The sequence below is a fragment of the Pseudomonas sp. S3_G06 genome, assembly GCF_054667565.1.
In genome coordinates, this window is record NZ_CP162738.1 from 4,281,678 (window position 1) to 4,307,081 (window position 25,404).

24 protein-coding genes and 2 tRNA genes are annotated in these 25,404 nt (G+C 58.5%); 4 read left to right on the forward strand and 22 right to left on the reverse strand.

What is annotated here, in order from left to right; all coding sequences use genetic code 11:
- Nucleotides 1–11: 11 nt before the first annotated feature.
- The 10 genes from nusA to rlmE form a co-directional block, all read right to left on the reverse strand.
- Nucleotides 12–1,493 (reverse strand): transcription termination factor NusA, encoded by a 1,482-nt coding sequence (gene nusA / locus AB4N47_RS19240; RefSeq protein ID WP_024011569.1) that lies wholly within the window; start codon nt 1,491–1,493, stop codon nt 12–14.
- Between the two features lie 47 nt (nt 1,494–1,540).
- Nucleotides 1,541–1,999: a ribosome maturation factor RimP gene (gene rimP / locus AB4N47_RS19245; RefSeq protein WP_007973115.1), complete on the reverse strand. Its 459-nt coding sequence runs from the start codon at nt 1,997–1,999 to the stop codon at nt 1,541–1,543.
- A gap of 139 nt (nt 2,000–2,138) precedes the next feature.
- Nucleotides 2,139–2,215 (reverse strand) — tRNA-Met (locus AB4N47_RS19250).
- A 97-nt stretch (nt 2,216–2,312) separates the two neighbouring features.
- Nucleotides 2,313–2,398: transfer RNA gene (locus AB4N47_RS19255), tRNA-Leu, on the reverse strand.
- Between the two features lie 22 nt (nt 2,399–2,420).
- Nucleotides 2,421–2,804, reverse strand: coding sequence for a preprotein translocase subunit SecG (secG, locus tag AB4N47_RS19260; protein WP_016771756.1), 384 nt, complete (start codon nt 2,802–2,804; stop codon nt 2,421–2,423).
- Nucleotides 2,805–2,808: 4 nt separating this feature from the next.
- Nucleotides 2,809–3,564 carry a triose-phosphate isomerase gene (gene tpiA / locus AB4N47_RS19265; protein ID WP_007915248.1) on the reverse strand — a complete coding sequence of 252 codons (756 nt, stop codon included), beginning with the start codon at nt 3,562–3,564 and terminating at the stop codon, nt 2,809–2,811.
- 65 nt (nt 3,565–3,629) lie between these two features.
- On the reverse strand, nt 3,630–4,967 hold the full coding sequence (gene glmM, locus AB4N47_RS19270; RefSeq protein ID WP_073473855.1) for a phosphoglucosamine mutase: 1,338 nt from the start codon (nt 4,965–4,967) through the stop codon (nt 3,630–3,632).
- 16 nt (nt 4,968–4,983) lie between these two features.
- Complete coding sequence (gene folP, locus AB4N47_RS19275) at nt 4,984–5,835, reverse strand: dihydropteroate synthase (protein ID WP_341639058.1); 852 nt, start codon at nt 5,833–5,835, stop codon at nt 4,984–4,986.
- An 8-nt stretch (nt 5,836–5,843) separates the two neighbouring features.
- Nucleotides 5,844–7,751, reverse strand: coding sequence for an ATP-dependent zinc metalloprotease FtsH (ftsH, locus tag AB4N47_RS19280; protein WP_016771759.1), 1,908 nt, complete (start codon nt 7,749–7,751; stop codon nt 5,844–5,846).
- Nucleotides 7,752–7,953: 202 nt separating this feature from the next.
- Nucleotides 7,954–8,583, reverse strand: coding sequence for a 23S rRNA (uridine(2552)-2'-O)-methyltransferase RlmE (rlmE, locus tag AB4N47_RS19285; RefSeq protein ID WP_016771760.1), 630 nt, complete (start codon nt 8,581–8,583; stop codon nt 7,954–7,956).
- 101 nt (nt 8,584–8,684) lie between these two features.
- On the opposite strand from rlmE, the gene AB4N47_RS19290 reads away from it, so the two are divergent.
- A complete protein-coding gene (locus AB4N47_RS19290) occupies nt 8,685–8,993 on the forward strand; it encodes a YhbY family RNA-binding protein (protein WP_016771761.1) in 309 nt (102 codons plus the stop codon).
- 9 nt (nt 8,994–9,002) lie between these two features.
- Here AB4N47_RS19290 and AB4N47_RS19295 read toward each other — a convergent pair whose 3' ends face one another.
- The 8 genes from AB4N47_RS19295 to grpE all read right to left on the reverse strand — a co-directional run bounded on the left by AB4N47_RS19295 (nt 9,003) and on the right by grpE (nt 19,476).
- Nucleotides 9,003–9,407 carry a hypothetical protein gene (locus AB4N47_RS19295; RefSeq protein ID WP_016771762.1) on the reverse strand — a complete coding sequence of 135 codons (405 nt, stop codon included), beginning with the start codon at nt 9,405–9,407 and terminating at the stop codon, nt 9,003–9,005.
- Between the two features lie 28 nt (nt 9,408–9,435).
- A complete protein-coding gene (gene greA, locus AB4N47_RS19300) occupies nt 9,436–9,912 on the reverse strand; it encodes a transcription elongation factor GreA (protein ID WP_038861135.1) in 477 nt (158 codons plus the stop codon).
- A 2-nt stretch (nt 9,913–9,914) separates the two neighbouring features.
- A complete protein-coding gene (carB, locus tag AB4N47_RS19305; protein ID WP_341639057.1) occupies nt 9,915–13,136 on the reverse strand; it encodes a carbamoyl-phosphate synthase large subunit in 3,222 nt (1,073 codons plus the stop codon).
- A gap of 124 nt (nt 13,137–13,260) precedes the next feature.
- Nucleotides 13,261–14,397 carry a glutamine-hydrolyzing carbamoyl-phosphate synthase small subunit gene (carA, locus tag AB4N47_RS19310; protein ID WP_016771765.1) on the reverse strand — a complete coding sequence of 379 codons (1,137 nt, stop codon included), beginning with the start codon at nt 14,395–14,397 and terminating at the stop codon, nt 13,261–13,263.
- A gap of 258 nt (nt 14,398–14,655) precedes the next feature.
- Nucleotides 14,656–15,459 (reverse strand): 4-hydroxy-tetrahydrodipicolinate reductase, encoded by an 804-nt coding sequence (gene dapB / locus AB4N47_RS19315; RefSeq protein WP_016771766.1) that lies wholly within the window; start codon nt 15,457–15,459, stop codon nt 14,656–14,658.
- 9 nt (nt 15,460–15,468) lie between these two features.
- On the reverse strand, nt 15,469–16,593 hold the full coding sequence (gene dnaJ, locus AB4N47_RS19320) for a molecular chaperone DnaJ (RefSeq protein WP_016771767.1): 1,125 nt from the start codon (nt 16,591–16,593) through the stop codon (nt 15,469–15,471).
- Between the two features lie 297 nt (nt 16,594–16,890).
- Entirely contained in the window at nt 16,891–18,807 is a 1,917-nt protein-coding gene (gene dnaK, locus AB4N47_RS19325; protein WP_024011565.1) for a molecular chaperone DnaK, read from the reverse strand.
- A gap of 102 nt (nt 18,808–18,909) precedes the next feature.
- A complete protein-coding gene (grpE, locus tag AB4N47_RS19330) occupies nt 18,910–19,476 on the reverse strand; it encodes a nucleotide exchange factor GrpE (protein ID WP_039759570.1) in 567 nt (188 codons plus the stop codon).
- A 240-nt stretch (nt 19,477–19,716) separates the two neighbouring features.
- On the opposite strand from grpE, the gene recN reads away from it, so the two are divergent.
- Nucleotides 19,717–21,390: a DNA repair protein RecN gene (recN, locus tag AB4N47_RS19335; RefSeq protein WP_016771769.1), complete on the forward strand. Its 1,674-nt coding sequence runs from the start codon at nt 19,717–19,719 to the stop codon at nt 21,388–21,390.
- Nucleotides 21,391–21,466: 76 nt separating this feature from the next.
- Here recN and fur read toward each other — a convergent pair whose 3' ends face one another.
- A complete protein-coding gene (gene fur / locus AB4N47_RS19340; RefSeq protein WP_016771770.1) occupies nt 21,467–21,871 on the reverse strand; it encodes a ferric iron uptake transcriptional regulator in 405 nt (134 codons plus the stop codon).
- Nucleotides 21,872–21,968: 97 nt separating this feature from the next.
- Here fur and AB4N47_RS19345 point away from each other — a divergent pair, with 97 nt between their 5' ends.
- A complete protein-coding gene (locus AB4N47_RS19345) occupies nt 21,969–22,496 on the forward strand; it encodes an outer membrane protein assembly factor BamE (RefSeq protein ID WP_110603496.1) in 528 nt (175 codons plus the stop codon).
- Nucleotides 22,497–22,557: 61 nt separating this feature from the next.
- Here AB4N47_RS19345 and AB4N47_RS19350 read toward each other — a convergent pair whose 3' ends face one another.
- The 3 genes from AB4N47_RS19350 to AB4N47_RS19360 are packed head-to-tail and all read right to left on the reverse strand — an operon-like array spanning nt 22,558 to nt 24,710.
- Nucleotides 22,558–22,872: an RnfH family protein gene (locus tag AB4N47_RS19350; protein WP_341639056.1), complete on the reverse strand. Its 315-nt coding sequence runs from the start codon at nt 22,870–22,872 to the stop codon at nt 22,558–22,560.
- Nucleotides 22,865–23,299, reverse strand: coding sequence for a type II toxin-antitoxin system RatA family toxin (locus AB4N47_RS19355; RefSeq protein WP_016771773.1), 435 nt, complete (start codon nt 23,297–23,299; stop codon nt 22,865–22,867). Before AB4N47_RS19355 ends, AB4N47_RS19350 begins: the two co-directional genes overlap by 8 nt.
- A gap of 7 nt (nt 23,300–23,306) precedes the next feature.
- Complete coding sequence (locus tag AB4N47_RS19360) at nt 23,307–24,710, reverse strand: sodium-dependent transporter (RefSeq protein ID WP_016771774.1); 1,404 nt, start codon at nt 24,708–24,710, stop codon at nt 23,307–23,309.
- 119 nt (nt 24,711–24,829) lie between these two features.
- Between AB4N47_RS19360 and smpB the strand changes: the two genes are divergently transcribed.
- The gene (gene smpB, locus AB4N47_RS19365; RefSeq protein ID WP_007953781.1) at nt 24,830–25,312 is read left to right on the forward strand and encodes an SsrA-binding protein SmpB; all 483 of its coding nucleotides are present in this window, start codon (nt 24,830–24,832) and stop codon (nt 25,310–25,312) included.
- Nucleotides 25,313–25,404 lie beyond the last annotated feature (92 nt).

The window sequence follows — 25,404 nt, forward strand, 5'->3', positions numbered from 1 at the left end:
GCCGCGCCTAATTACTCGAACCAGTGGGCTCGGGCGGCCATGATCAACTTGCCGGCACGATCATCGTCAATGCCGTCGATGTCGAGCAGGTCGTCAATAGACTGCTCGGCCAGGTCTTCGCGGGTAATTACGCCGCGCACCGCCAGTTCCATCGCCAAATCCTTGTCCATACCCTCAAGCGAGAGCAGGTCTTCGGCCGGATGGGCGTCTGCCAGCTTTTCCTCAGTAGCGATGGCTTTGGTCAACAAGCGATCCTTGGCGCGAGCACGAAGCTCGTTGACGATGTCCTCGTCAAAGCCGTCGATGTTGAGCATCTCCTCCACCGGTACGTAGGCAATCTCTTCCAGGCTGGTGAAGCCTTCATCTACCAGCACCTGAGCCAGTTCTTCGTCGACTTCCAGCTCGTCGATGAAGTTGCGCAGGATGTCGCCGGTTTCTGCTTGCTGCTTAGCCTGGATGTCCGATTCGGTCATCACGTTCAGGGTCCAGCCAGTCAACTGGCTGGCCAGACGCACGTTCTGACCACCGCGACCGATGGCCTGAGCCAGATTGTCTGCGCCAACGGCGATGTCCATGGCATGGGCATCTTCGTCAACGATAATTGCCGCAACCTCGGCCGGGGACATGGCGTTGATGACGAACTGGGCCGGGTTGTCGTCCCACAGCACGATATCAACACGCTCACCGCCCAACTCACCCGATACCGCCTGGACGCGCGAACCGCGCATACCGATGCAGGCACCTTGCGGGTCGATGCGCTTGTCCTTGGAACGGACGGCGATCTTGGCTCGCGAACCCGGATCACGGGAGGCGGCCATGACCTCGATGAGGCCTTCGGCGATTTCCGGCACTTCGATACGGAACAGCTCGATCAGCATTTCCGGCGCGGTACGCGACAGGATCAGCTGCGGGCCGCGGTTCTCGGTGCGGATTTCCTTGAGCAGCGCACGCAGACGCACGCCGACACGGAAGGTTTCGCGAGAAATGATGTCTTCACGGGCCAGCAATGCTTCAGCATTGTTGCCCAGATCGACGATCACGTTGTCGCGGGTGACTTTTTTCACGGTGCCGGAGATGATTTCTCCCAGGCGCTCGCGATAGGCGTCAACCACTTGAGCGCGCTCGGCTTCGCGAACTTTCTGCACGATGACCTGCTTGGCAGTCTGTGCAGCGATGCGGCCGAACTCGATGGATTCGATTTTCTCTTCGACGACGTCACCAACCTTGGCGCCAGGATGCGTTTCGGCAACCTTGCTTGGCCAGGTCTCGATGGCCGGATCGTCGAGATCATTCTCTTCGACGACCGTCCAGCGACGGAAGGTTTCGTAGGAACCGGTGTGGCGGTTGATTTCCACACGCAGGTCCACTTCGTCTTCAAAACGCTTTTTGGTAGCAGTGGCCAGAGCCAGCTCCAGCGCTTCAAAAATTACGCTTGCCGGTACACCCTTTTCATTGGATACCGACTCAACAACCAGCAGTACTTCTTTGCTCATCGTACGCCTCGCCTTTCGCAAGCCATTGGATCCGCGGGATCCGCGTCTCAGTCAAAACTGGGAATAATGTTGGCCTTGTCGATCATATCGATCGGCAACAGGAACTCGTGGTCTTCTACCTGCACCACGACGTCCTGCTCTTCTACACCGCGCAGAAGGCCCTGAAAATTGCGTCGACCTTCGAAAGGCGAACGCAGCTTGATCTTCACTTGTTCACCGGCAAATTTGGCAAACTGCTCAAGAGTGAACAGCGGGCGCTCCATGCCAGGCGAGGAAACTTCAAGGGTGTATTCAACGGAGATCGGATCTTCAACATCCAGAACACCGCTGATCTGACGGCTGACAATGGCGCAATCGTCCACCAGCACGCCACCCTCTTTATCGATATAAACGCGCAACATCGAGTGACGACCCTGAGCCGAAAACTCGATACCCCAGCATTCATAGCCCAGGGCCACGACCACCGGGGCCAGCAAGGCCTGCAACTCTTCTAGCTTGCTCGACACCTGAACCCCCTAGTGCATGATATGTGCATGCTTTGCAAAATAAAAAAATGGGCATAACGCCCATCCTTGAAACGCCGTCGAACAGCGGCGTTGAAAGTATCCAGCTAACAAAAAGCCCCTTAAAAGGGGCTCCTTAAACTGGTTGCGGGGGCCGGATTTGAACCGACGACCTTCGGGTTATGAGCCCGACGAGCTACCAGACTGCTCCACCCCGCGACAAAGCTGGGGCGGAAGTATACGACCGATCCCTTTTAGGGTCAATGTAACCTTCCACCTGCAAGAAAGCCCGCAACAGCGGGCTCTCCTGACTAATTGGTACCGAGAAGGGGACTCGAACCCCTACACCCTATGGGCACAACCACCTCAAGGTTGCGTGTCTACCAATTCCACCACCTCGGCAATACTACGTTTGAAACCCTTCTTACTTCTGCTCTTGAGCTGGAGGCACGTCAGTCGCTGGAGTAGCCGACTTTTGCTCTTGAAGCACCGGGACATCATCAGAAGCCGGTTGTTGCTTAGGTACTTCCAACACTGCTGGATCTGGCAGACCTGCTTGAGTCAGCTGATGAGCTTTCTCTTTAGCAAAGTAACCTAACCCCAAGCTGGTTATGAAGAAACCGGCGGCAAGTATAGCAGTAAACTTACTAAGAAAGGTAGAGGAACCTTGGCTTCCGAACACAGTATTTGAAGCACCTGCTCCGAAAGACGCGCCAGCGTCCGCACCCTTACCCTGCTGCAGCAAAACCAGAGCAACTACGCCCAATGCACCCAGCAGATGAAAAACGACTACGACTGTTTCCAGCATTTTTTCAGTTTCCCGCGGCGCGACAGATCGCACCGAACTCATCTGCATTCAGGGAAGCTCCACCAATGAGCCCCCCATCGATATCCGGCATGCCGAACAGTTCGACCGCATTGGCCGCCTTCACGCTGCCGCCGTATAGAAGCCGCACACCTCGTGCGACTTCAGAATTCTCTGCCGCCAACTGCTCGCGAATGGCTTTATGCACATCCTGAGCCTGTTGCGGCGTTGCAGTCAGCCCGGTACCAATGGCCCAGACCGGCTCGTATGCAATCACTGCCTTGGCAAAGGCACCGACACCCAACTCCTCGATAATGCTGCCCAGCTGACGCCCGACAACTTCAAGAGTTTTTCCGGCTTCGCGCTGCTCGAGGGTTTCCCCGACACACAACACCGGAATCAAGCCACATGCCTGCGCCGCTGCGAACTTGCGATTCAGCATCCCGTCTCGCTCGCCCATAATCTGGCGGCGCTCGGAGTGCCCGACAAGCACCAGGGAACAACCTGCATCCACCAGTTGGCTGGGAGCAATCTCACCAGTCAACGCACCTTGCATGGCTTCCACCGCAGAATTCTGCGCGCCGACCGAAATCGACTTGCCTTTCAAGCCATCAATCACTTGATTGATATACAAGCAAGGCGGGAACACCGCGACATCAACACCGCTTGGCAAGGCCAGATGACGAAGGCCGTTAATCAGCTCAGCGACGCTGGCGCGGGTACCGTGCATCTTCCAGTTACCAGCTACCATAGGGCGACGCATGCTGTACCTCGTCGGTCAAAGTGGGCGCAGATGTTACCCAACACAATCATGGCTTGCAAGCCGTATCAGGCAGAAACTTCGGTTACCAGTTTTGCCAGCTCTTCGGCATAGCCGCGGACCTGGTTTTCGTCCTCGCCTTCGACCATTACGCGCACCAAAGGCTCTGTGCCGGACTTGCGCAGAAGCACGCGACCGCGCCCCGCCATCGCCTGAGTGACACGGGCACTGGCCTCCTTGACAGCCGGATGCTCCAGCGGGCTTTCACCGCCGCCAAAGCGAACGTTGATCAGCACCTGAGGGCACTTGCGCAACGCCTGGCGCGTTTGTGCCAGACCTTCATTGCGGGATTTCAGAGCCATCAACACCTGTAGGGCAGCGATGATCGCGTCGCCCGTAGTGGTGTGATTGAAGCACACCACATGCCCGGAGTTTTCCCCGCCAACGAGCCAGTTGCGCTCTTGCAGTTCGGCAATCACGTAGCGGTCACCAACATTGGCGCGAACGAACGGGATCGACAGATCCGCCAAGGCCAGCTCGAGACCAAGATTGCTCATCAATGTACCGACGACGCCACCCTGCAACTTGCCACGCTCATGCAGATCGCGAGCAATGATGAACAGCAGGTCATCACCATCAACGATGGTGCCGGTGTGATCGACCATCAATACCCGATCACCATCACCATCGAAGGCGATACCCAGGTCCGCATGCTCAGCCAGAACGGCGGCCTGCAACGGCCCCATATGCGTGGAACCGCAGTTATCGTTGATGTTCAGCCCGTTCGGCTGGGCGGAAAGCACGACAACTTCAGCGCCCAACTCACGGAAGACGCTCGGTGCAACCTTGTAAGTCGCACCATGCGCGCAGTCGATAACGATCTTCAGACCGGCGAAATTGGTCCCGGTAGGCACGCTGCTTTTGCAGAACTCAATGTAGCGACCCGATGCGTCATTGATTCGCGACACTTTACCGATCTTGCTCGACTCGACGACGGTCATCGGCGTATCGAGCAACTCTTCGATCATCAGTTCCAATTCATCGGGCAGCTTGGTGCCTTTGCCGGAGAAGAACTTGATGCCGTTGTCATCATGCGGGTTGTGCGAAGCACTGATCACGATGCCGGCTTCAGCCTGGAACGTACGCGACAGATAAGCGATGGCAGGCGTCGGCATCGGGCCGAGCAGCATCACATCGGCACCCGCCGAGGTCAGCCCGGCCTCGAGTGCCGACTCGAACATATAGCCGGAGATCCGCGTGTCCTTGCCGACCAGCACCTTACAGGCACCCATCTTGCGAAAAGCCATACCAGCAGCCCAGCCGAGCTTGAGCATGAAGTCAGGCGTGATCGGGTATTCACCTACACGACCGCGAATGCCGTCGGTACCAAAATATTTCTTGCTCATAAGTGCTCCATCATTCTTATTCGGCTGATTCTACGGCCGCGATCATTCGCACTACATCGACAGTTTCCGCCACGTCGTGGACGCGCAATATCCGCGCGCCCTTGACCGACGCCAGCGCTGCCAGCGCCAGGCCGCCATGCAGACGCTCGCCTACGGGACGGTTCAAAGCGTGGCCAATCATACTCTTGCGCGAAACACCTACCAGCAGTGGTCGACCCAGTGCATGCAGGGCCTCCATGTGTTTGAACAAGCTTAGATTGTGCTGCAGGGTCTTGGCGAAGCCGAAGCCGGGATCGAGAATGATCCGCTCGGCAGGAATGCCCGCCTGGGCACAATGATCCATGCGTTCGGCGAGAAACTCACCGACCTCGCGGGTGACATCCTGATACTGCGGATTGTCCTGCATATCCCCCGGCTCGCCGAGCATGTGCATGAGGCAGACCGGCAATCCGGTGGCCGCCGCCGCATCCAGCGCGCCATCGCGACGCAACGAACGCACATCATTGATCAGTCCGGCACCGAGCCGGGCGGTTTCGCGCATGACTGCGGGGGTCGAAGTATCGACCGAGATGATCACATCCAGCTCGCGATTGATCAGCTCGACAATCGGCGCGACGCGCTCGAGCTCCTCCAGAGGAGAAACCGCTCGCGCGCCTGGCCGGGTCGATTCGCCGCCGACATCAATCAGCGTCGCGCCAGCCAGCACCATGGCTTCGGCGTGGCGCAAAGCCGCATCGAGCTGGCTATAGCGACCACCATCGGAGAAAGAATCAGGAGTGACATTGAGAATACCCATGACATGCGTCTGGGCCAAATCAAGAACCCGGTTGCCGCAAGGCAACCGGGTCAGGGACTGAACAGAAGTCATTTCAAGCCTTAAACGTCAGCAGCCGGACCGCCAATCGGTTTTTCCGGACGCTCGTCCTGCACGACAGGCGGCGGAGGCGTACCGGTGCCACCCGACCAGTCGCGAGGTTCGCGAGGTGTGCGGCCAGCCATGATGTCGTCGATCTGCTCGGCATCGATGGTTTCGTACTTCATCAGCGCATCAGCCATGGCATCCAGCTTGTCACGGTTATCCGTGAGGATCTGCTTGGCGGTGCCGTAGCACTGATCAATGATGCTGCGTACTTCGGAGTCGATCAGCTTGGCTGTCTCACCGGAGAAGCTGGCAGCCTGGCCGCCACCGCCGCGACCAAGGAACACTTCGCCCTCTTCTTCGGCATACATCAGCGGACCGAGTTTTTCCGACAGGCCCCATTTCGTCACCATGTTCCGGGCAATCTGACTTGCACGCATGATGTCGTTGGACGCACCGGTGGTTACACCGTCAAAGCCCAGAGTCATTTCTTCTGCGATACGGCCACCGTACAACGAGCAGATCTGGCTGATCAGCGCACGTTTGGACAGGCTGTAACGATCTTCTTCCGGCAGGAACATGGTCACACCCAGCGCACGACCGCGCGGGATGATCGACACCTTGTAGACCGGATCATGCTCAGGCACGACGCGACCAACTATGGCGTGGCCGGCTTCGTGGTAAGCAGTGTTCTGCTTTTCTTTCTCGGACATGACCATGGATTTGCGCTCGGCGCCCATCATGATCTTGTCTTTGGCCAGTTCGAACTCTTTCATCTCGACGATGCGTTTGCCGCTACGGGCAGCGAACAACGACGCTTCGTTGACCAGGTTGGCCAGGTCAGCACCGGAGAAGCCCGGAGTACCGCGTGCGATCACTGCCGGAGCAACGTCGTCGCCCATTGGCACTTTGCGCATGTGAACTTTAAGAATCTGCTCGCGACCACGAATGTCAGGCAAGCCGACGACCACCTGACGGTCGAAACGGCCCGGACGCAGCAGCGCAGGGTCGAGTACGTCCGGACGGTTGGTCGCAGCAATAACAATGATGCCGTCATTCATTTCAAAGCCGTCCATCTCTACCAGCAACTGGTTTAGAGTCTGCTCACGCTCGTCATGACCGCCACCCATGCCGGCGCCACGATGGCGACCCACGGCATCGATTTCGTCGATGAAGATGATGCAAGGGGCGTGCTTCTTGGCCTGCTCGAACATGTCGCGGACGCGGCTGGCGCCGACACCGACGAACATTTCGACAAAGTCGGAACCGGAAATGGTGAAGAACGGCACTTTCGCTTCGCCGGCAATCGCCTTGGCCAGCAAGGTTTTACCGGTACCCGGCGGGCCGACCATCAGCACGCCGCGCGGGATACGACCGCCCAGACGCTGGAATTTGCCCGGATCACGCAGGAACTCGACCAGCTCGCCGACTTCTTCCTTGGCTTCGTCGCAACCGGCAACGTCAGCCAAAGTGGTTTTCACCTGATCTTCGGAGAGCAGGCGTGCCTTGCTCTTGCCGAAGCTCATCGGCCCGCCCTTGCCGCCTGCGCCGCCCTGCATCTGGCGCATGAAGAACATGAACACCGCGATGATCACCAGGATCGGGAAGCTGGCCACCAGGAGCTGAGTCCAGATGCTTTGCTGTTCAGGCTGCTTGCCTTCAACCACAACGTGATTGTCGACCAGATCGCCGATCAGGCCATTGTCCTGAATTGCCGGACGAATGGTCTTGAAGCTGTCGCCATCGGTGCGCTTGCCGGTAATCACATAGCCGTCAACGGCTACGCGCTCGACCTTGCCATCCTTGACCTGCTGGATGAAGTCGGAATAGTTGAGGGTCTGCGGCTCGTTAGGGCTGGAGAAGTTGTTCATCACCGTCACCAGGACTGCCGCGATGATCAACCACAGGATCAGATTCTTTGCCATATCGTTCAATTAACTACCCTCTGAAGCAAGCTCCGCTACTGGCGCGCGCTTCGCATGATATTCACCGGCCTAACTTACTACATTACCTACAACTCTGGCAGGCGCCGTCTGTAACCCTTTGTGAAACACTTTCTACACAATATTCGCTTATGCCTGCAGAGCGAAATATGAAAAACCTATCGCCCCGCCGAAAAACCTCGTTTTACGCATCACCGCCGCGATAACCCCAAGCCAGCATGTACTGCTCACGGGAGCTGCCACGGGAAGAGTCTGGCTTGATCATCTGGATCTTGTCGAATTTCTTCCGAGCGTCCTTCAGATAAACATCAAACCCTTCACCCTGAAAAATCTTGATGACGAAATTGCCACCGGGCTTGAGGATCCGTTCCGCCAGGTCCAGCGCCAGCTCACACAGGAACATGGCCTTGGGCATATCCACTTCGGGTGTACCACTCATATTGGGGGCCATATCGGAAATCACAAGGTCCACCTGCGAATTACCCACGGCCTCCAGGATTTCAGCGAGCACCGAGTCCTCCGTGAAGTCGCCCTGGATAAAATGCACGTCCGGAATGCTGTCCATTTCCAGGATGTCCGAAGCGATCAGACGACCCTGACCGCCGATCAACCGACTGGTCACCTGGGACCAGCCACCCGGCGCGGCGCCGAGGTCGACCACGCTCATGCCGGGACGGATCAGTTTGTACTTTTCCTGGATCTCCAGAAGCTTGTAACTTGCACGCGAGCGGTAGCCATCCTTCTGCGCCTGCTTCACATAAGGATCGTTGACATGTCTTTTCAGCCAACCAAGGCTTGTCTTGGAACGCGCCATTGGGCACCTCGATGATTAGGGTCGTGATTAGTTGGGCGGATCCACGAACCCTCGGGTAAAATGGCCGCCATTTTACAGAATCCAGACGAAAGGGTCAGATTATGCCGCTCACTCCAGAGCAGAAGAAACAGTACAAATCCATCGGCCACCACCTCAAACCAGTGTTGACGGTGGCGGACAACGGTTTGACTGAAGGTGTTTTAGCCGAACTTGAACGCGCCTTGGCCGATCACGAGCTGATCAAGATCAAGCTCAATATCCTCGATCGCGAGTCGCGCCTGGCGCACATCGCCGAACTGTGCAAGGTCGGCAAAGCGGACCTGGTTCAGGTGATCGGCAAGATGGCTCTGGTCTACCGCAAGAACTTCAGCGCCAACAAGCAGCTGTCGAACGTTCATCGCTTCAAGTGATGTGCAGGGTCAAGGGTGTGCTTCGCGCACCCTGCCACTCCATCCCGGCACCGGCTGCATGACCAGCACCAACCCGGAAAATCCCAGCACCAGATAACTGAATACCTGCCAGCGCTGCGCATCCGGCCAGCCGACACGCACAGCGACATACATCGCGCACGCGTACAACGCCATCAACAGCACCTGCCCGCGAAAATCCCGCCATAGACTGCCAAGACCCTCGGCCTGTACCAGCACCAAAGCCTGAAAGATCACGCACAGAGCGGCAAACCCCACCACCAGCACTTCGAATGCACTGGCGACTTCATCGATCAACAGCGGCGCCAGGCCGATCTGGCCCAACGCCGGCTGCAAACCGATATGAATCAACCACAGGCCACCGACCCAAAGCATCTGGGTCAGTTGCCAAAGCATGGCGCCCGCATGCAGCGGGCGCCTTCTTTCAGATGTGACGAACTTCGACAATCTCGTACTCGATCACGCCGCTTGGCGTTTTGACGGCGACCACGTCACCCTCTTCCTTGCCAATCAAGGCGCGGGCCAGCGGCGAACCGACGGAGATCTTGCCGAGTTTGAAGTCAGCCTCATCCTCACCCACGATGTGGTAAGTGACGCTTTCATCAGTCTCGACGTTGGCGATCTCGACGGTGGTACCGAAAATCACTTTACCGGTGTGAGGAATGGTCGTGACGTCGATGATGACCTGATTCTGAATCCGGCCTTCGATATCACGAATACGCGCTTCGACCATGCCTTGCTGTTCGCGGGCAGCATGGTATTCAGCGTTTTCCTTCAAGTCACCCAACTCGCGGGCCGTACCGATGTCCTGGCTGAGCTTCGGACGGACGACCTTGGTCAGGTGAGCATGCTCCTCTTCCAGGGCGCGAGCGCCCTGAACAGTCATTGGGTACTTGGTTATGCTCATGCCTTCAATCCTGCGTGTAGATCCTGCAAGCGGCGCACGGTCTTTTCCGGACCGAACTTCAGCGCTTCGCAGATCGCTTCGCCCGCAGCGATAGTGGTGGTGCAGTAGATCTTGTGCTGCAGGGCATTGCGACGAATGGAGTACGAATCGGCGATCGACTGACGACCTTCGGTGGTGTTGATGATCAGCGTGACTTCGTCATTCTTGATCATGTCGACCACGTGTGGACGACCCTCGGTCACCTTGTTCACGCGGCGCACTTTCAGGCCTGCGGCTTCGATCAGCTTGGCAGTGCCGGCAGTGGCGACCACTTCGAAGCCCAAGTTGATCAGATCACGGGCCACACCTGCAACCAGTGGCTTGTCGTCATCGCGCACGCTGATGAACGCGGTACCGCCGGTCGGCAGCACTTCGCTGGCGCCCATCTGCGCCTTGGCGAATGCTTCACCGAAGGTGTCGCCGACGCCCATTACTTCACCGGTCGACTTCATCTCTGGGCCGAGGATCGGGTCAACGCCAGGGAACTTGGCGAACGGGAACACCGCCTCTTTCACGCTGTAGAAGTTCGGGATGATTTCCTTGGTGAAGCCGATTTCCTTCAGGGTCTTACCGGCCATCACGCGCGCAGCGATCATGGCCAGGGAAACACCGATGCACTTGGAAACGAACGGTACGGTACGCGAGGCGCGCGGGTTGACTTCGATGACATAGATGTCTTCGCCCTGCAGAGCCAATTGCACGTTCATCAGGCCGACAACGCCCAGTTCCAGAGCCATTTTCTTGACCTGTTCGCGCATCTCGTCCTGGATGTGCGATGGCAGCGAATACGGCGGCAACGAGCAAGCGGAGTCACCGGAGTGGACGCCCGCCTGTTCGATGTGCTGCATGATCGCGCCAATTACTACATCTTTGCCGTCGCAGACCGCATCCACGTCCATTTCGATGGCGCAGTTGAGGAAGTGGTCGAGCAGCACCGGGCTGTCGTTGGACACTTGCACCGCGTCACGCAGGTAACGCTTGAGCTCGTCTTCCTTGTATACGATTTCCATCGCACGGCCGCCCAACACGTAGGACGGGCGCACCACCAGCGGATAACCGATCTTTGCCGCAGCGCGAACAGCTTCATCTTCGCTGCGCACAGTGGCGTTTGGCGGCTGACGCAGGTTCAGGCGCTCGACCATTTGCTGGAAGCGCTCGCGGTCTTCGGCGCGGTCGATCGCGTCAGGGCTGGTGCCGATGATCGGCACGCCAGCAGCTTCCAGAGCACGAGCCAGTTTCAGCGGAGTCTGGCCGCCGTACTGGACGATCACGCCTTTCGGCTTCTCGACGCGGCAGATTTCCAGTACGTCTTCCAGGGTTACCGGCTCGAAGTACAGACGGTCGGAAGTGTCGTAGTCGGTGGATACGGTTTCCGGGTTGCAGTTGACCATGATGGTTTCGTAGCCGTCTTCGCGCAGGGCGAGCGCAGCGTGAACGCAGCAGTAGTCGAACTCGATGCCTTGGCCGATACGGTTCGGACCGCCACCAAGAATCATGATCTTGTCGCGGCCCGACGGCGCTGCTTCGCACTCTTCCTCGTAGGTCGAGTACAGGTAAGCGGTGTCGGTGGCGAATTCGGCGGCGCAGGTGTCAACGCGCTTGTAGACCGGGAACACTTCCAGCTTCTGACGGTGCGTACGCAGGTTTTTCTCGGTGACGCCCAGCAGCTTGGCCAGACGCTGATCGGAGAAGCCTTTGCGCTTGAGCTTGAACATCAGGTCGCGGTCGATCGAGGACAGACCGAGGGTCTTGACCTTCTCTTCGTCCTTGATCAGGTCTTCGATCTGCACCAGGAACCACGGGTCGATCATATTCATGCCGAAGATGTCTTCGACCGACAGACCGGCGCGGAAGGCGTCAGCCACGTACCAGATACGCTCAGCGCCCGGCACGGTCAGTTCGCGCTTGAGCACGCTCATGCTGTCCGGGTTGCTCAGATCGAGCTTCTCGTCCAGACCGCAAACGCCGACTTCCAGACCGCGCAGGGCTTTCTGCAGGGATTCCTGGAAGGTCCGGCCGATGGCCATGACTTCGCCAACCGACTTCATTTGCGTGGTCAGGCGCGCGTCAGCCTTGGCGAACTTCTCGAAGGCGAAGCGTGGCAGCTTGGTGACGACGTAGTCGATCGACGGTTCGAAGGACGCCGGGGTCTTGCCGCCGGTGATGTCGTTCGACAGCTCATCAAGGGTGTAACCCACAGCCAGTTTGGCCGCGACCTTGGCAATCGGGAAACCGGTGGCTTTCGAAGCCAGTGCCGAGGAGCGCGAAACACGCGGGTTCATTTCGATCACGACCATACGGCCAGTGTTCGGGCAGATACCGAACTGCACGTTGGAACCGCCGGTCTCGACGCCGATCTCGCGCAGTACCGCCAGCGAGGCGTTACGCAGGATCTGGTATTCCTTGTCGGTCAGCGTCTGGGCTGGAGCTACGGTGATCGAGTCGCCGGTGTGCACGCCCATCGGGTCGAAGTTTTCGATCGAGCAGACGATGATGCAGTTGTCCTTTTTGTCGCGGACAACTTCCATTTCATATTCTTTCCAGCCGATCAGCGATTCGTCGATCAGCAGCTCTTTGGTCGGCGACAGGTCCAGACCACGGGCGCAGATTTCTTCGAACTCTTCACGGTTGTAAGCGATACCGCCACCGGTGCCGCCCATGGTGAAGGACGGACGGATGATGCACGGGAAACCGAGGGTTTCGAGGACCGCGTTGGCTTCTTCCATGCTGTGGGCGATGCCGGAACGCGGGCAGGCCAGGCCGATGGATTTCATCGCCTTGTCGAAACGCGAACGGTCTTCAGCCTTGTCGATAGTGTCGGCATTGGCACCGATCATCTCTACGCCGAACTTCTCCAGAACGCCTTCGCGCTCCAGGTCCAGGGCGCAGTTCAGAGCGGTCTGGCCGCCCATGGTTGGCAGTACGGCGTCCGGACGCTCTTTTTCGATGATCTTGGCCACGGTCTGCCATTTGATCGGCTCGATATAGGTGGCGTCGGCCATGTCCGGGTCGGTCATGATGGTGGCCGGGTTGGAGTTCACCAGGATGACGCGGTAACCCTCTTCGCGCAGGGCTTTGCAGGCCTGGGCGCCGGAGTAGTCGAATTCGCAGGCCTGGCCGATCACGATCGGGCCAGCGCCGAGAATCAGGATGCTTTTAATGTCTGTACGTTTTGGCATGGTTTGTCACTCAAATCCGCAGGTCAGTCGGCAAGCCGTCTTGATCGATTTCTGAAGTCCCGAGGGGGCCGCCGGAACCGGGGCCGCCCTCGCGGGCTTCTCTCTACAGTCTCAAGGCGAACGCTTAGCGTCGCTTGGCCATCTCGTTGATGAAGCGGTCGAACAGTGGCGCAACATCGTTCGGGCCCGGGCTCGCTTCAGGGTGACCCTGGAAGCTGAACGCGCTCTTGTCGGTGCGTTCGATGCCTTGCAGGGTGCCGTCGAACAGCGATTTGTGGATCGCGCGCACGTTGGCTGGCAGGGTGGCTTCGTCTACCGCAAAACCGTGGTTCTGGCTGGTGATCATCACCACGCCCGTGTCCAGATCCTGCACCGGATGGTTGGCACCGTGGTGGCCGTGGCCCATTTTCAGGGTCTTGGCGCCGGAGGCCAGAGCCAGCAACTGGTGGCCGAGGCAGATGCCGAATACCGGCGTCTCGGTTTCCAGCACTTCCTTGATCGCCTGGATCGCGTAGTCGCATGGCTCCGGGTCACCAGGGCCGTTGGACAGGAACACGCCGTCCGGCTTCAGCGCCAGCACATCGGCGGCTGGAGTCTGCGCAGGCACTACGGTGACGCGGCAGCCGCGCTCGACCAGCATGCGCAGGATGTTGACCTTGACGCCGTAGTCGTAGGCGACCACGTGATATGGCAGCTCGGAAGCTTCGATGGTCGCGTGGCTGTCGGTTTTCAGATCCCAGACAGTCGAGCGCCATTCGTACTGGGTCTTGGTGCTGACGACTTTCGCCAGATCCATGCCCTTCAGGCCCGGGAAGCCTTGCGCAGCGGCGATGGCCGCTTCTTCGGAGATGTTGTCGCCGGCCATGATGCAGCCGTTCTGAGCGCCTTTTTCACGCAGGATGCGGGTCAGGCGACGGGTGTCGATACCGGCGATTGCCACCACGTTGTTGGCTTTCAGGTAATCGGACAGGGACATCGTGTTACGCCAGTTGCTCGCTACCAGCGGCAGGTCACGGATGACCAGGCCAGCGGACCAGACGCGGTCGGACTCGGCGTCTTCCGGCGTGGTGCCGGTGTTGCCGATGTGCGGGTAAGTCAGGGTAACGATCTGTTGGGCGTAGGAAGGATCGGTAAGGATTTCCTGATAGCCGGTCATTGCGGTGTTGAACACCACCTCACCAACGGTCTGACCGTCGGCTCCAATGGCTTCGCCGCGAAAAATGCTGCCATCAGCAAGGGCGAGTATGGCTGGCTTAGTCAAGAAGACCTCCCGTAAATAACGCATGAAAGGGCAATCGCAGGTTGTAAAAAAGCGGAGTGACGTATGGACACGTCACCCCGCTTCTTCACTGAAATTATTCTGCGCGCTTTTAGTGGACACACTAAAGCTGTAGCTTACAGAAAAAGGCGTTTTTGGTCCACCGCTAAAGAGCCTTAAAGGCCGGAGAATGCGACAGGTCGTCGCCAAGCGGTAAAAACCGGCGCAAAACGGGACGTTTGCGCCGGGTTCAGCAACGACTCAACGCAGGTCGAGTACGTCTTGCATGTCGTACAGGCCCGGCTCGCGACCGTCCAGCCACAGCGCCGCACGCACCGCGCCCTTGGCGAAGGTCATGCGGCTCGATGCCTTGTGGGTGATCTCGACGCGCTCGCCATCGGCAGCGAACAGCACGGTGTGATCACCGACGATATCGCCGGCACGCACGGTAGCGAAACCAATGGTTTCACGCTCACGCGCACCGGTCTGGCCTTCACGACCGTAGACCGCGACCTTCTTCAGATCACGCCCCAGGGCATCGGCAATCACTTCACCCATGCGCACCGCCGTACCTGACGGAGCATCGACCTTGTGGCGGTGATGGGCTTCCATGATCTCGATATCGACATCGTCGCCCAGCACGCGCGCAGCGGTGTCGAGCAACTTAAGACACAGGTTGACGCCGACGCTGAAGTTGGCGGCGAAGACGATCGGAATGTCCTTGCCCGCCTCGGCCAGCAATTGCTTCTCTTCAACACTGAAACCGGTGGTGCCGATGATCATCGCTTTGCCGTGTTTGCGGCAGAACGCGAGGTTCTTCAGAGTCACGGTCGGGTGAGTGAAGTCGATCAACACATCGAACTCTTCAACCACACGATCGAGATCACCGGACAGCGGCACGCCGATACGGCCCAGCGCTGCCAGCTCACCGGCATCCGCGCCAACCAGCGTGCTGTCGGGACGATCGACCGCCGCCGTCAGACCGGCGCCCGGCGTCTGCTGCACCGCTTCAATCAGGGTCTTGCCCATGCGCCCGGCGGCGCCCATCACTGCAATACGTCGCATGCCGACTCCTTACAAATCGCCGAAGAAACGCTTCACACCGTCGAACCAACCGGTGGTTTTCGGCGAGTGGCTGTTGTCGTCGGCCAGGGAGCTGCGGAATTCTTCCAGCAGTTCACGCTGACGACGGTTGAGGTTGACCGGCGTTTCCACAGCGACACGGCACATCAGGTCGCCGGCACCGCCGCCACGCACTGGCGCAACGCCCTTGCCGCGTACGCGGAACTGCTTGCCGGTCTGCGTGCCTTCGGGGATTTTCAGTTTGACGCGACCGTCGAGGGTCGGAATTTCCAGCTCGCCGCCCAGTGCTGCGTCGACGAAGCTGATCGGCACTTCGCAGAACAGATGCTTGCCGTCACGCTGGAAGATGTCGTGTTCGCGCACATTGATCACAACGTACAGGTCGCCAGTCGGCCCGCCCTGAGTACCCGCCTCGCCTTCGCCGGACAGACGAATGCGGTCGCCAGTATCAACACCGGCAGGCACTTTGACCGACAGGGTTTTGTACTCTTCGACACGACCGTCGCCGTGGCAGGAGTCGCACGGATCGGAAATGATCTTGCCCTGGCCATGGCAGCGCGGGCAGGTCTGCTGCACCGAGAAAAAGCCCTGCTGCATGCGCACCTGACCGATGCCGCCGCAGGTCGGGCACGTCGTCGGCGACGAGCCTTTCTTGGCGCCGGAACCATCGCACGGTTTGCAGTTGACCAGTGTCGGAACGCGGATATTCACCGACGTACCGCGCACCGCTTCTTCCAGATTCAGCTCCAAGGTGTAGCGCAGATCGCTGCCACGCTGAGCGCCGCCACGGGCACCGCCGCGACCGCCACCAAAGAAATCGCTGAAGACATCGCCGAAGATGTCCGAGAAGTTCTGACCACCGAAACCGGCACCGCCGCCGCCCATGCTCGGATCGACGCCGGCATGACCGTATTGGTCGTATGCCGCGCGCTTGCTGGCGTCGGACAACACTTCATAGGCCTCGTTGGCCTCTTTGAATGCTTCTTCCGAAGCCTTGTCGCCGGGATTACGGTCGGGGTGGTGCTTCATGGCCAGACGGCGATAGGCCTTCTTCAGGTCCGCTTCGCTCGTGCCCCGCTCGACACCCAATACTTCGTAATAGTCACGCTTTGCCATAAGTTCTTTGCACTCTTAAGGACGTTCGGCAAACCCCTCCTGAGCCTCGCCAAACTCGTTGAGCCCCCATTAAGGCCCGGACCCAACTCACGTCAATTCAACGATCCTGGTCTTGATTGATGCGGTATTTGCGGCGTGAAAAGCAGGAGCATTTTCAGCCATACCACCAACACGCGAGCGTTGTCGCATGCTGTAAAAATTCACGTATTCCAGATACGCCAACGCGGGAGGCAAGCTCCCGCGCGGCGACATCCTACCAGTCACCGCCGCAAGGCAGTCAACCGGGCGACCAACAACTTACTTGTGGTCTTTGACTTCTTCGAACTCGGCATCGACAACGTCGTCAGCCTTCTCAGCCGATTCGCCTTGCGGGGCTGCGCCATCAGCTGGCTGAGCCTGCTCGGCGTACATCTTTTGAGCAACCGGAGCGGAGACTTTCGACAGCTCTTCAACCTTGGCTTCGATGGCAGCCTTGTCGTCGCCTTTGACGGCGGCTTCAAGAGCAACCACAGCCGCTTCGATTGCAGTCTTCTCTTCGGCGGTGACCTTGTCGCCTGCGTCAGCGACCATCTTGCGAGTCGAGTGCACCAGTGCGTCACCCTGGTTACGGGCAGCGGCCAGCTCTTCGAACTTACGGTCTTCCTCGGCATTCGCCTCGGCGTCACGCACCATGCGCTCGATTTCTTCGTCGGACAGACCGGAGTTGGCCTTGATCACGATCGACTGGGTCTTGCCGGTAGCCTTGTCTTTCGCGCCGACGTGCAGGATGCCGTTGGCGTCGATGTCGAAGGTCACTTCGATCTGCGGCACGCCACGTGGAGCTGGTGGAATGTCGGCCAGGTCGAACTTGCCCAGCGATTTGTTCTGGGCAGCTTGCTTGCGCTCACCTTGCAGAACGTGAATGGTCACAGCGCCCTGGTTGTCGTCGGCAGTCGAGAACACTTGCGATTTCTTGGTAGGAATCGTGGTGTTTTTCTCGATCAGCGCGGTCATCACGCCACCCATGGTTTCGATACCCAGGGTCAGCGGGCTGACGTCGAGCAGCAGCACGTCTTTCACGTCACCGGCCAGAACAGCGCCCTGAATCGCAGCACCCATGGCAACAGCTTCGTCCGGGTTGACGTCTTTACGCGCTTCCTTACCGAAGAAATCGGTAACCAGCTTCTGTACCAGCGGCATACGAGTCTGACCACCGACCAGAATCACGTCGTTGATCGCGCTGACGTCGATACCGGCGTCTTTCATGGCAATGCGGCAAGGTTCGATGGTGCGCTGAACCAGGTCTTCAACCAGTGCTTCGAGCTTGGCACGCGAGATCTTCACGTTCAGGTGCTTAGGACCGGTCGCGTCTGCAGTGATGTACGGCAGGTTGACGTCGGTCGACTGAGCGGACGACAGCTCGATCTTGGCTTTCTCAGCGGCTTCTTTCAGGCGCTGCATCGCCAGCGGGTCACCTTTGAGGTTCATGCCGCTTTCTTTCTTGAATTCGTCAACGAGGTAGTCGATCAGACGAATGTCGAAGTCTTCACCGCCGAGGAAGGTGTCACCGTTGGTGGCCAACACTTCGAACTGGTGCTCGCCGTCAACTTCAGCGATTTCGATAACGGACACGTCGAAGGTACCGCCACCCAGGTCATAAACGATGACGGTGTGATCGCCCTTGGCCTTGTCCATACCGTAAGCCAGAGCAGCTGCGGTTGGCTCGTTGATGATACGTTTTACGTCCAGACCAGCGATGCGGCCGGCGTCTTTGGTGGCCTGACGCTGGCTGTCGTTGAAGTAGGCCGGAACGGTGATCACCGCTTCGGTCACTGCCTCGCCGAGGTAGTCTTCGGCGGTCTTCTTCATCTTCTTCAGAATTTCAGCCGAGATTTGTGGCGGTGCCATTTTCTGGCCGTTCACTTCTACCCAGGCGTCGTTGTTGTCAGCCTTGACGATCTTGTAAGGGACCATCTGGATGTCTTTCTGCACAACTTCTTCGTCGAAACGACGACCGATCAGACGCTTTACCGCGTACAGGGTGTTGTGCGGGTTGGTTACAGCCTGACGCTTGGCCGACTGACCTACCAGAATTTCGCCATCGTTGGCGTAAGCGATGATCGACGGCGTGGTACGCGCGCCTTCAGCGTTTTCAATAACTTTGGCTTTGCCGTTTTCCAGCACGGAGACGCAGGAGTTGGTAGTCCCCAGGTCGATACCGATAATTTTGCCCATGTTCACTCTCCCGAAACTTTGGATTTTGTTGCCGCAGCAGTGGTGGCTGACTGCGGTAGCACTTAAACGCTTGACTTCTAAATGGGGGCCTTGCGGCTAATTTCAAGCCTGCTCGTCAATCGAAGGCGAAACCGGTGCCGGCGCCTTGCTGACCACGACCATCGCCGGGCGCAGCAGGCGACCATTGAGCTGGTAGCCCTTCTGGAAAACCTTCAATACGCTGTTCGGCTCGACGTCAGCACTTTCCTGCATGGCCATCGCCTGATGGTGAACGGCGTTGAACGGTTCGCCATGCGGATCGATCGCTTCAAGCTGGTAGCGCTTGAGGGTGTCGTGGAACATTTTCAGGGTCAGCTCGATGCCTTCGCGCATCGGACGGATGCTTTCGTCGTCCGGGCTCGACAGCTCAAGGCCGCGCTCCAGGCTGTCGACGATCGGCAGCAGGTCGCTGGCAAATTTCTCAAGGGCAAACTTGTGCGCCTTCTCGACGTCCTGCTCGGCACGGCGGCGAACGTTCTGCAGATCGGCAGCAACACGCAGAGACTGATCCTGCGCGGCGGCCAATTGCTCTTCGAGCACTTGCACACGGGTCGCCAGGTCGTCACCCGAACCTTCGGGCGCCTGATTGGCATCTGGGTTTTGCGTATCTACTGTCTGTTCGTCAGCCATAGAATTCTCCTTTCAATTTCGTCCGCGAGCCTGACTCGCGCTTCTGCCCCGATATATGGGGCCGCAAAATCAGGCTTCAAGGGCTGAAAACAATTGTCCCTACAAAAAAGTGCTGAATACTCATTCTTGAATGCGCTAAGAAAACTCTCTGATCAAGCAAATCGAGCTAAGGGCGGGCATTGTCAGGCCTGAACAAAACACTGTATAAATAACCAGACCTCAAGCCTGGGAGCTGCCTTTATGCTGGTGCACCTGTCCGTACACAACTACGCCATCGTCGAACATCTCGATCTCGAACTTGATCGCGGGATGAGCGTGATCACAGGGGAAACCGGCGCCGGCAAGTCGATCATGCTCGACGCCCTGGGCCTGACCCTGGGCGATCGCGCCGACAGCGGCGTGGTTCGCCCAGGCGCTGATAAAGCCGACATTCTTGCCACCTTCGATCTTGCTGATATCCCCGAAGCCAGCGCCTGGCTGGCCGAGCGCGATCTGGAAAACGACGGGCCGTGCATCCTGCGCCGGGTCATCACCTCGGAAGGTCGTTCTCGCGGCTATATCAACGGCACACCCTGCCCGCTTGGCGACCTTAAAGCCCTCGGCGAGCTGCTGATCGATATCCACAGCCAGCACGAACATCAATCGCTGCTGAAAACCGATACCCATCGCCGCCTGCTCGACGAGTACGCCGGTGCCACCGATCTGGCGCGTCAGGTGCAACTGGCCGCACAGCGCTGGCGCCAGACTCGTCAGGAACTGGAGCGGCTGTCCAACTCCGGCGACGAACAGCGCGCACGTCATCAACTGCTCAGCTATCAACTCGAAGAGCTGGAAAACCTCGGCCTCGGCGAAAATGAACTGGAGCAACTGGAGCAGGAACACAAGAACCTGACCAACGCCGAAACCTTGCTGGGCATTTGCCGGCAAGTGGTCGAGCAGTGCAGCGAAAGCGACTCCGGGAATGTCCTGAATGCGCTGACCGCCAGCCTCAATCGTCTGTCCAGTGTGAACAGCTCGGTGGGCGCGCTGGGTGAAGCCAGCAGCCTACTGACCAGCGCACAGATCCAGGTGGAAGAAGCGGTTGGTGAGCTCAACCGCTTCCTCGATAACTTCGATGCCGACCCGGCTCGCCTGCAATACCTCGAAGAGCGCCTCGACGCGATCTACACCTTGGCGCGCAAACACCGGATTCAGCCGACCGAAGTCGGTGAGATGCAGCAGAAGCTGCTCGATGAAATCGAAACCCTCAACGCCAACGATGAATCCATCGAGCGCCTGGGTGAAGAACTGGCGTCCTATGCCCGCCACTATCAGGAGAAAGCGCGCGAGCTGAGCGACCTTCGTCATCAAGCCGCCGGCAGCCTCGCCAGTGCAGTGGAGCAGGAAATCCAGCGCCTGGGCATGCCTGGCGGCCGCTTCACCATCGAACTGAAAGCCAACAGCAGCGACGAGTTGCTGCCGAATGGTCTGGAACAGGTCGAACTGCTGGTCAGCGCCAACCCCGGCCAACCGCTCAAGGCGCTGGCAAAAGTTGCCTCCGGTGGTGAGCTGTCGCGGATCAGTCTGGCGATTCAGGTCATTACCGCACAGACCTCCCGCGTGCCGACGCTGGTATTCGACGAAGTGGACGTAGGCATTGGCGGGCCGACTGCCGAGATTGTCGGCCAGTTACTGCGCCGTCTCGGTGATCGCGGCCAGGTCCTGACCGTGACGCACTTGCCGCAAGTGGCAGCGCAAGGGCATCAACACCTGTTCGTGCACAAGGTCCGCGACGAGAAGGCGACTCACACCGCTGTCGCGAAGCTCACGAAGAACGAGCGAATCGAAGAAGTCGCGCGCATGCTCGGCGGCATCGATCTGACCAAGGAATCCCTGGCTCACGCGAAAAAAATGGTGGTGACCGCCAAGGCATAACAAATAGTAGAAAGCACGAAGGCGACCCTTGGGTCGCCTTCGTTCGTTTCGCGAATGTGAAATTCGCGCGACATGCTTACTTTTTCTTGCGTACGTACAGCACCAGGTTGTGATCAACCATCTCGAAGCCATGCTTCTCGACGATCGATTTCTGAAGCTTTTCGATTTCTTCGTCGAAGAATTCGATCACTTCACCCGATTCCACGTTGACCATATGGTCGTGGTGGCCACCGTCAGCCAGTTCGAAGACCGCGTGGCCGCCGTCGAAGTTGTGGCGGACCACGAGGCCGGCCGCTTCGAACTGGGTCAGAACACGGTAAACCGTGGCCAGACCGACGTCCTCACCAGCTTCCATCAACGCCTTGTAGACGTCCTCGGCACTCATGTGACGCTGCTCGGTAGAGTCGAGCATTTGCAGGATCTTGACCCGTGGCAGGGTCACTTTGAGGCCGGCTTTGCGTAGTTCGCTATTTTCAACCATGGTCAGCTTTCTCGCGATGCTGCTTCGCAGCTTCTCTTAATGCGGGTATGATCGGCGTTTACGTTGTCCCAGCCAAGATAGTGGAAGTCGCCCACCGATGCAAAACACCAAGCTCTTGCTAACCAGTTTCACCTTTGTGGGACTGCTCGCACTCGCCGGTTGTTCATTCCCCGGGGTTTACAAAATCGACATCCAGCAGGGCAATGTCGTCACGCAGGACATGATAGACCAGTTACGCCCGGGAATGACCCGGCCGCAAGTACGGTTTATCATGGGCAACCCTCTGCTTGCCGACACGTTCCATGCCGATCGCTGGGATTATCTGTACAGCCTGCAACCGGGTGGCGGTGAACGCCAGCAGGAACGAATCAGCGTTATCTTCAATTCCAACGACCAGCTTGTCAGCCTGTCCGGTGACTTCATGCCCGGCGTGAGCCGTGACGAAGCCATTCTCGGCAAGGACAGCGGTACTACCGTGACCGCGCCGGCTGAAAACACCGACAAGCCAGAAGCTGAAAAACCAGCCAAACCAGGCTCCTTGCTGGATCAGATCCAGAAGGACGTCGATGGCGTGGAAACCGTACCGGTTCCGACACCAGAGCCGCTGGACACCTCGCCGCAGTAATAGGCGAGGCAATAAAAAACCCGGACATTCCGGGTTTTTTATTGCCTGCCGTTTGGTCTGATCAAGAATTGCGAGCTTTGGCTTCGGCAGCCTTGGCCGCGCGCAACCGTCGAACTTCCTTGGGGTCAGCCAGCAGCGGTCGGTAAATTTCGATGCGATCGCCCGCCTGCACAGCACGAGAATCCGCATCAGCCACGACCTTGCCAAAAACCCCCAGCAGGCACTCCGCCAGATCCAGCTCAGGAAACTCGGCTGCAATGCCCGATTCGTGCACCGCCGCCCGAACGCTAACGCCTTCAGCGACGCTGATCGCACGCAGAACCTGCCGATCAACCGCCGCGTACACGACTTCTATCTCGATCACCGGCTTAACCATGCATCTGCTTGGCGCGCTGGCAGAAAGCATCCACCAACTGATTGGCCGCCTGATTGAACAATGGCCCCAGAGTCGCGCGCACCAGCGGCCCGGCATAATCGAACGACAGATCCAGACTGATCTTGCAGGCCTTTTCGTTCAGCGCCTTGAATACCCAGATGCCGTGCAACTGAGTGAACGGGCCTTCTTCGAGATTCATCTCGATCGACTGCCCCGGAACCAGCGTATTGCGCGTGACGAAATGCTGACTGAGGCCGCCCTTCGCTACGCCGACACTGGCGCGCATGTGTTCTGGGGAGCTTTCCAGCACTTCAGCCTCCGAGCACCACGGCAGAAACTCCGGGTACCGCGCGACGTCGTTGACCAGGTCGTAGAGAAACTGCGCCGGGTACGGCAGGAGCGCGGATCGTTGGATATGTGTCGTCATGTAAGCGTTACTTCCAGAGCTGAGCGGCAAAGACTACAAGAATGCCGATAGGCGCCACGTAGCGCATCAAGAACAGGGACAGAGCAAACAGAACCGGGTTACGGATGGACAATTCATCCCGCACCGCTTCACGCCCCATCACCCATCCCGCGAACAGCACGAAACACAAGCCACCGAGGGGCAACATGATCCGCGAGGTGAAGAAATCGATCACGCCGAAGAAGTCGAGACCGCTCTGCGCACCCCATTGATAGAGGCTGAACGCCCCGCCTTCGTTCACGAAAAACTTGGCTTCCTTCCAGATATTGAAAGAAAACACCGTGCCCAGACCAACGAACCAGCAGGTGAACGCAAGCCAGAACGTCACCCAGATGCGGCTGATTTTAGTGCGTTCAACCAGGTAAGCCACCATCGGTTCGAGTAGCGAAATAGCCGAACTCCAGGCAGCCACCGCGACCAGCACGAAGAACACCACGCCCATCAACTGGCCGAAAAAGACGTTACCAAAAGCAAACGGCAGGCTGACGAACATCAGTCCCGGGCCTTCGCTTGGGTTCAGGCCAGCAGCGAACACAATCGGAAACAGCGCCAGACCGGCGACCAGCGATACGAAAGTATCCAACAGCGCAACACCGACCACCGTGCCCGACAGCGAGGTGTTCTTAGGCATGTAGGCGCCGTAGATCATGATCGAACCAACGCCGACGCTCAGCGAGAAGAATGCGTGCCCCATCGCCGGCAGCAGACCGTCGAGGACTTTTTCCGGGTGGAAGTCGAACATGAAATGCACGCCTTCCATGAAATGCCCGGTGGTCATGCTGTAACCCAGCAGCACCAGAATCATCACGAACAGCAGCGGCATCATGATCCGCAGGCTGCGTTCAAGCCCGGCGACCACGCCTTTGGCGATCACGAAGGCCGACAGCAGCATGAAAATCGTGTGCCAAAGTGTCAGGCGCCATGGATTGGAGATGACATTGCCGAAATAGGCGCCGACCTGATCGGCCGTCGCGCCTTGGAAATCGCCACGGCCCATGTCGACGATGTAATCCAGCGACCAACCACCGACCACACTGTAGAAAGACAGAATCAGCAGGGCCGTGATCATCCCGGCGAACGCGCCCCACGACCATTTCGCCGAGTGCCCGGCTTCCAGTGCCAGCACCTTCAGGGCATTCGCCGGACTTTGCCGGGCACGCCGGCCGATCAGGGTTTCCGCGAGCATGACCGGCACGCCGATGAGTGCGATGCACGCCAGAAACATCAGCACGAAAGCGCCGCCGCCGTAGACCCCGACCATGTAGGGGAACTTCCAGATACTACCCAGTCCCACGGCCGAACCGGTCGCGGCGAGTATGAATACCCAGCGGCTAGCCCAACTGCCGTGGACAGAAACCTTGTCTGTCGACATCGTTTATCACGCCCAAGCGTTAGAAAAAGAGGCCGCATTGTCCGGGATTCACTCAACCTGCTCAAGCACGCAGCAACACCGTAGCCGACAGCCGAACAACTCCATATAATGCCGCCCCTATGGCTAAACAGAAGAAACACCCAACAGGGACCATCGCGCAGAATAAAAAGGCGCGACACGATTACTTCATCGAGCACAAGTTCGAGGCTGGTCTGGTCCTGGCCGGCTGGGAAGTAAAAAGTCTGCGGGCGAGCAAGTTGCAGCTGGTCGACAGCTATGTGCTGCTCAAGGACGGCGAAGCATGGTTGCTCGGCAGCCACATCACGCCGTTGATGACCGCAAGCACTCACGTCATCGCCGACCCGGTGCGCACGCGCAAACTGCTGCTCAACCGCCGCGAGCTGGACAAGCTCGCCGCCGCCGTGCAGCAGAAGGGTTACGCCTGCGTCTGCCTGTCCTGGTACTGGAGCAAGCACATGGTCAAGTGCGAGATCGCTCTGGGCAAGGGCAAGAAGGAATACGACAAGCGTGATACCGAGCGCGAGCGCGATGCCGGTCGTGAATTGCAGCGTGCGGTGCGCAACAAGGGCAAGGAAGACTGATCTTCCTCCTTTAGCGCCAATTCGCGAGCAGGCTCGCTCCCACCTTGGAATGCATTTCAAAGGTGGGAGCGAGCCTGCTCGCGAAAGCTATT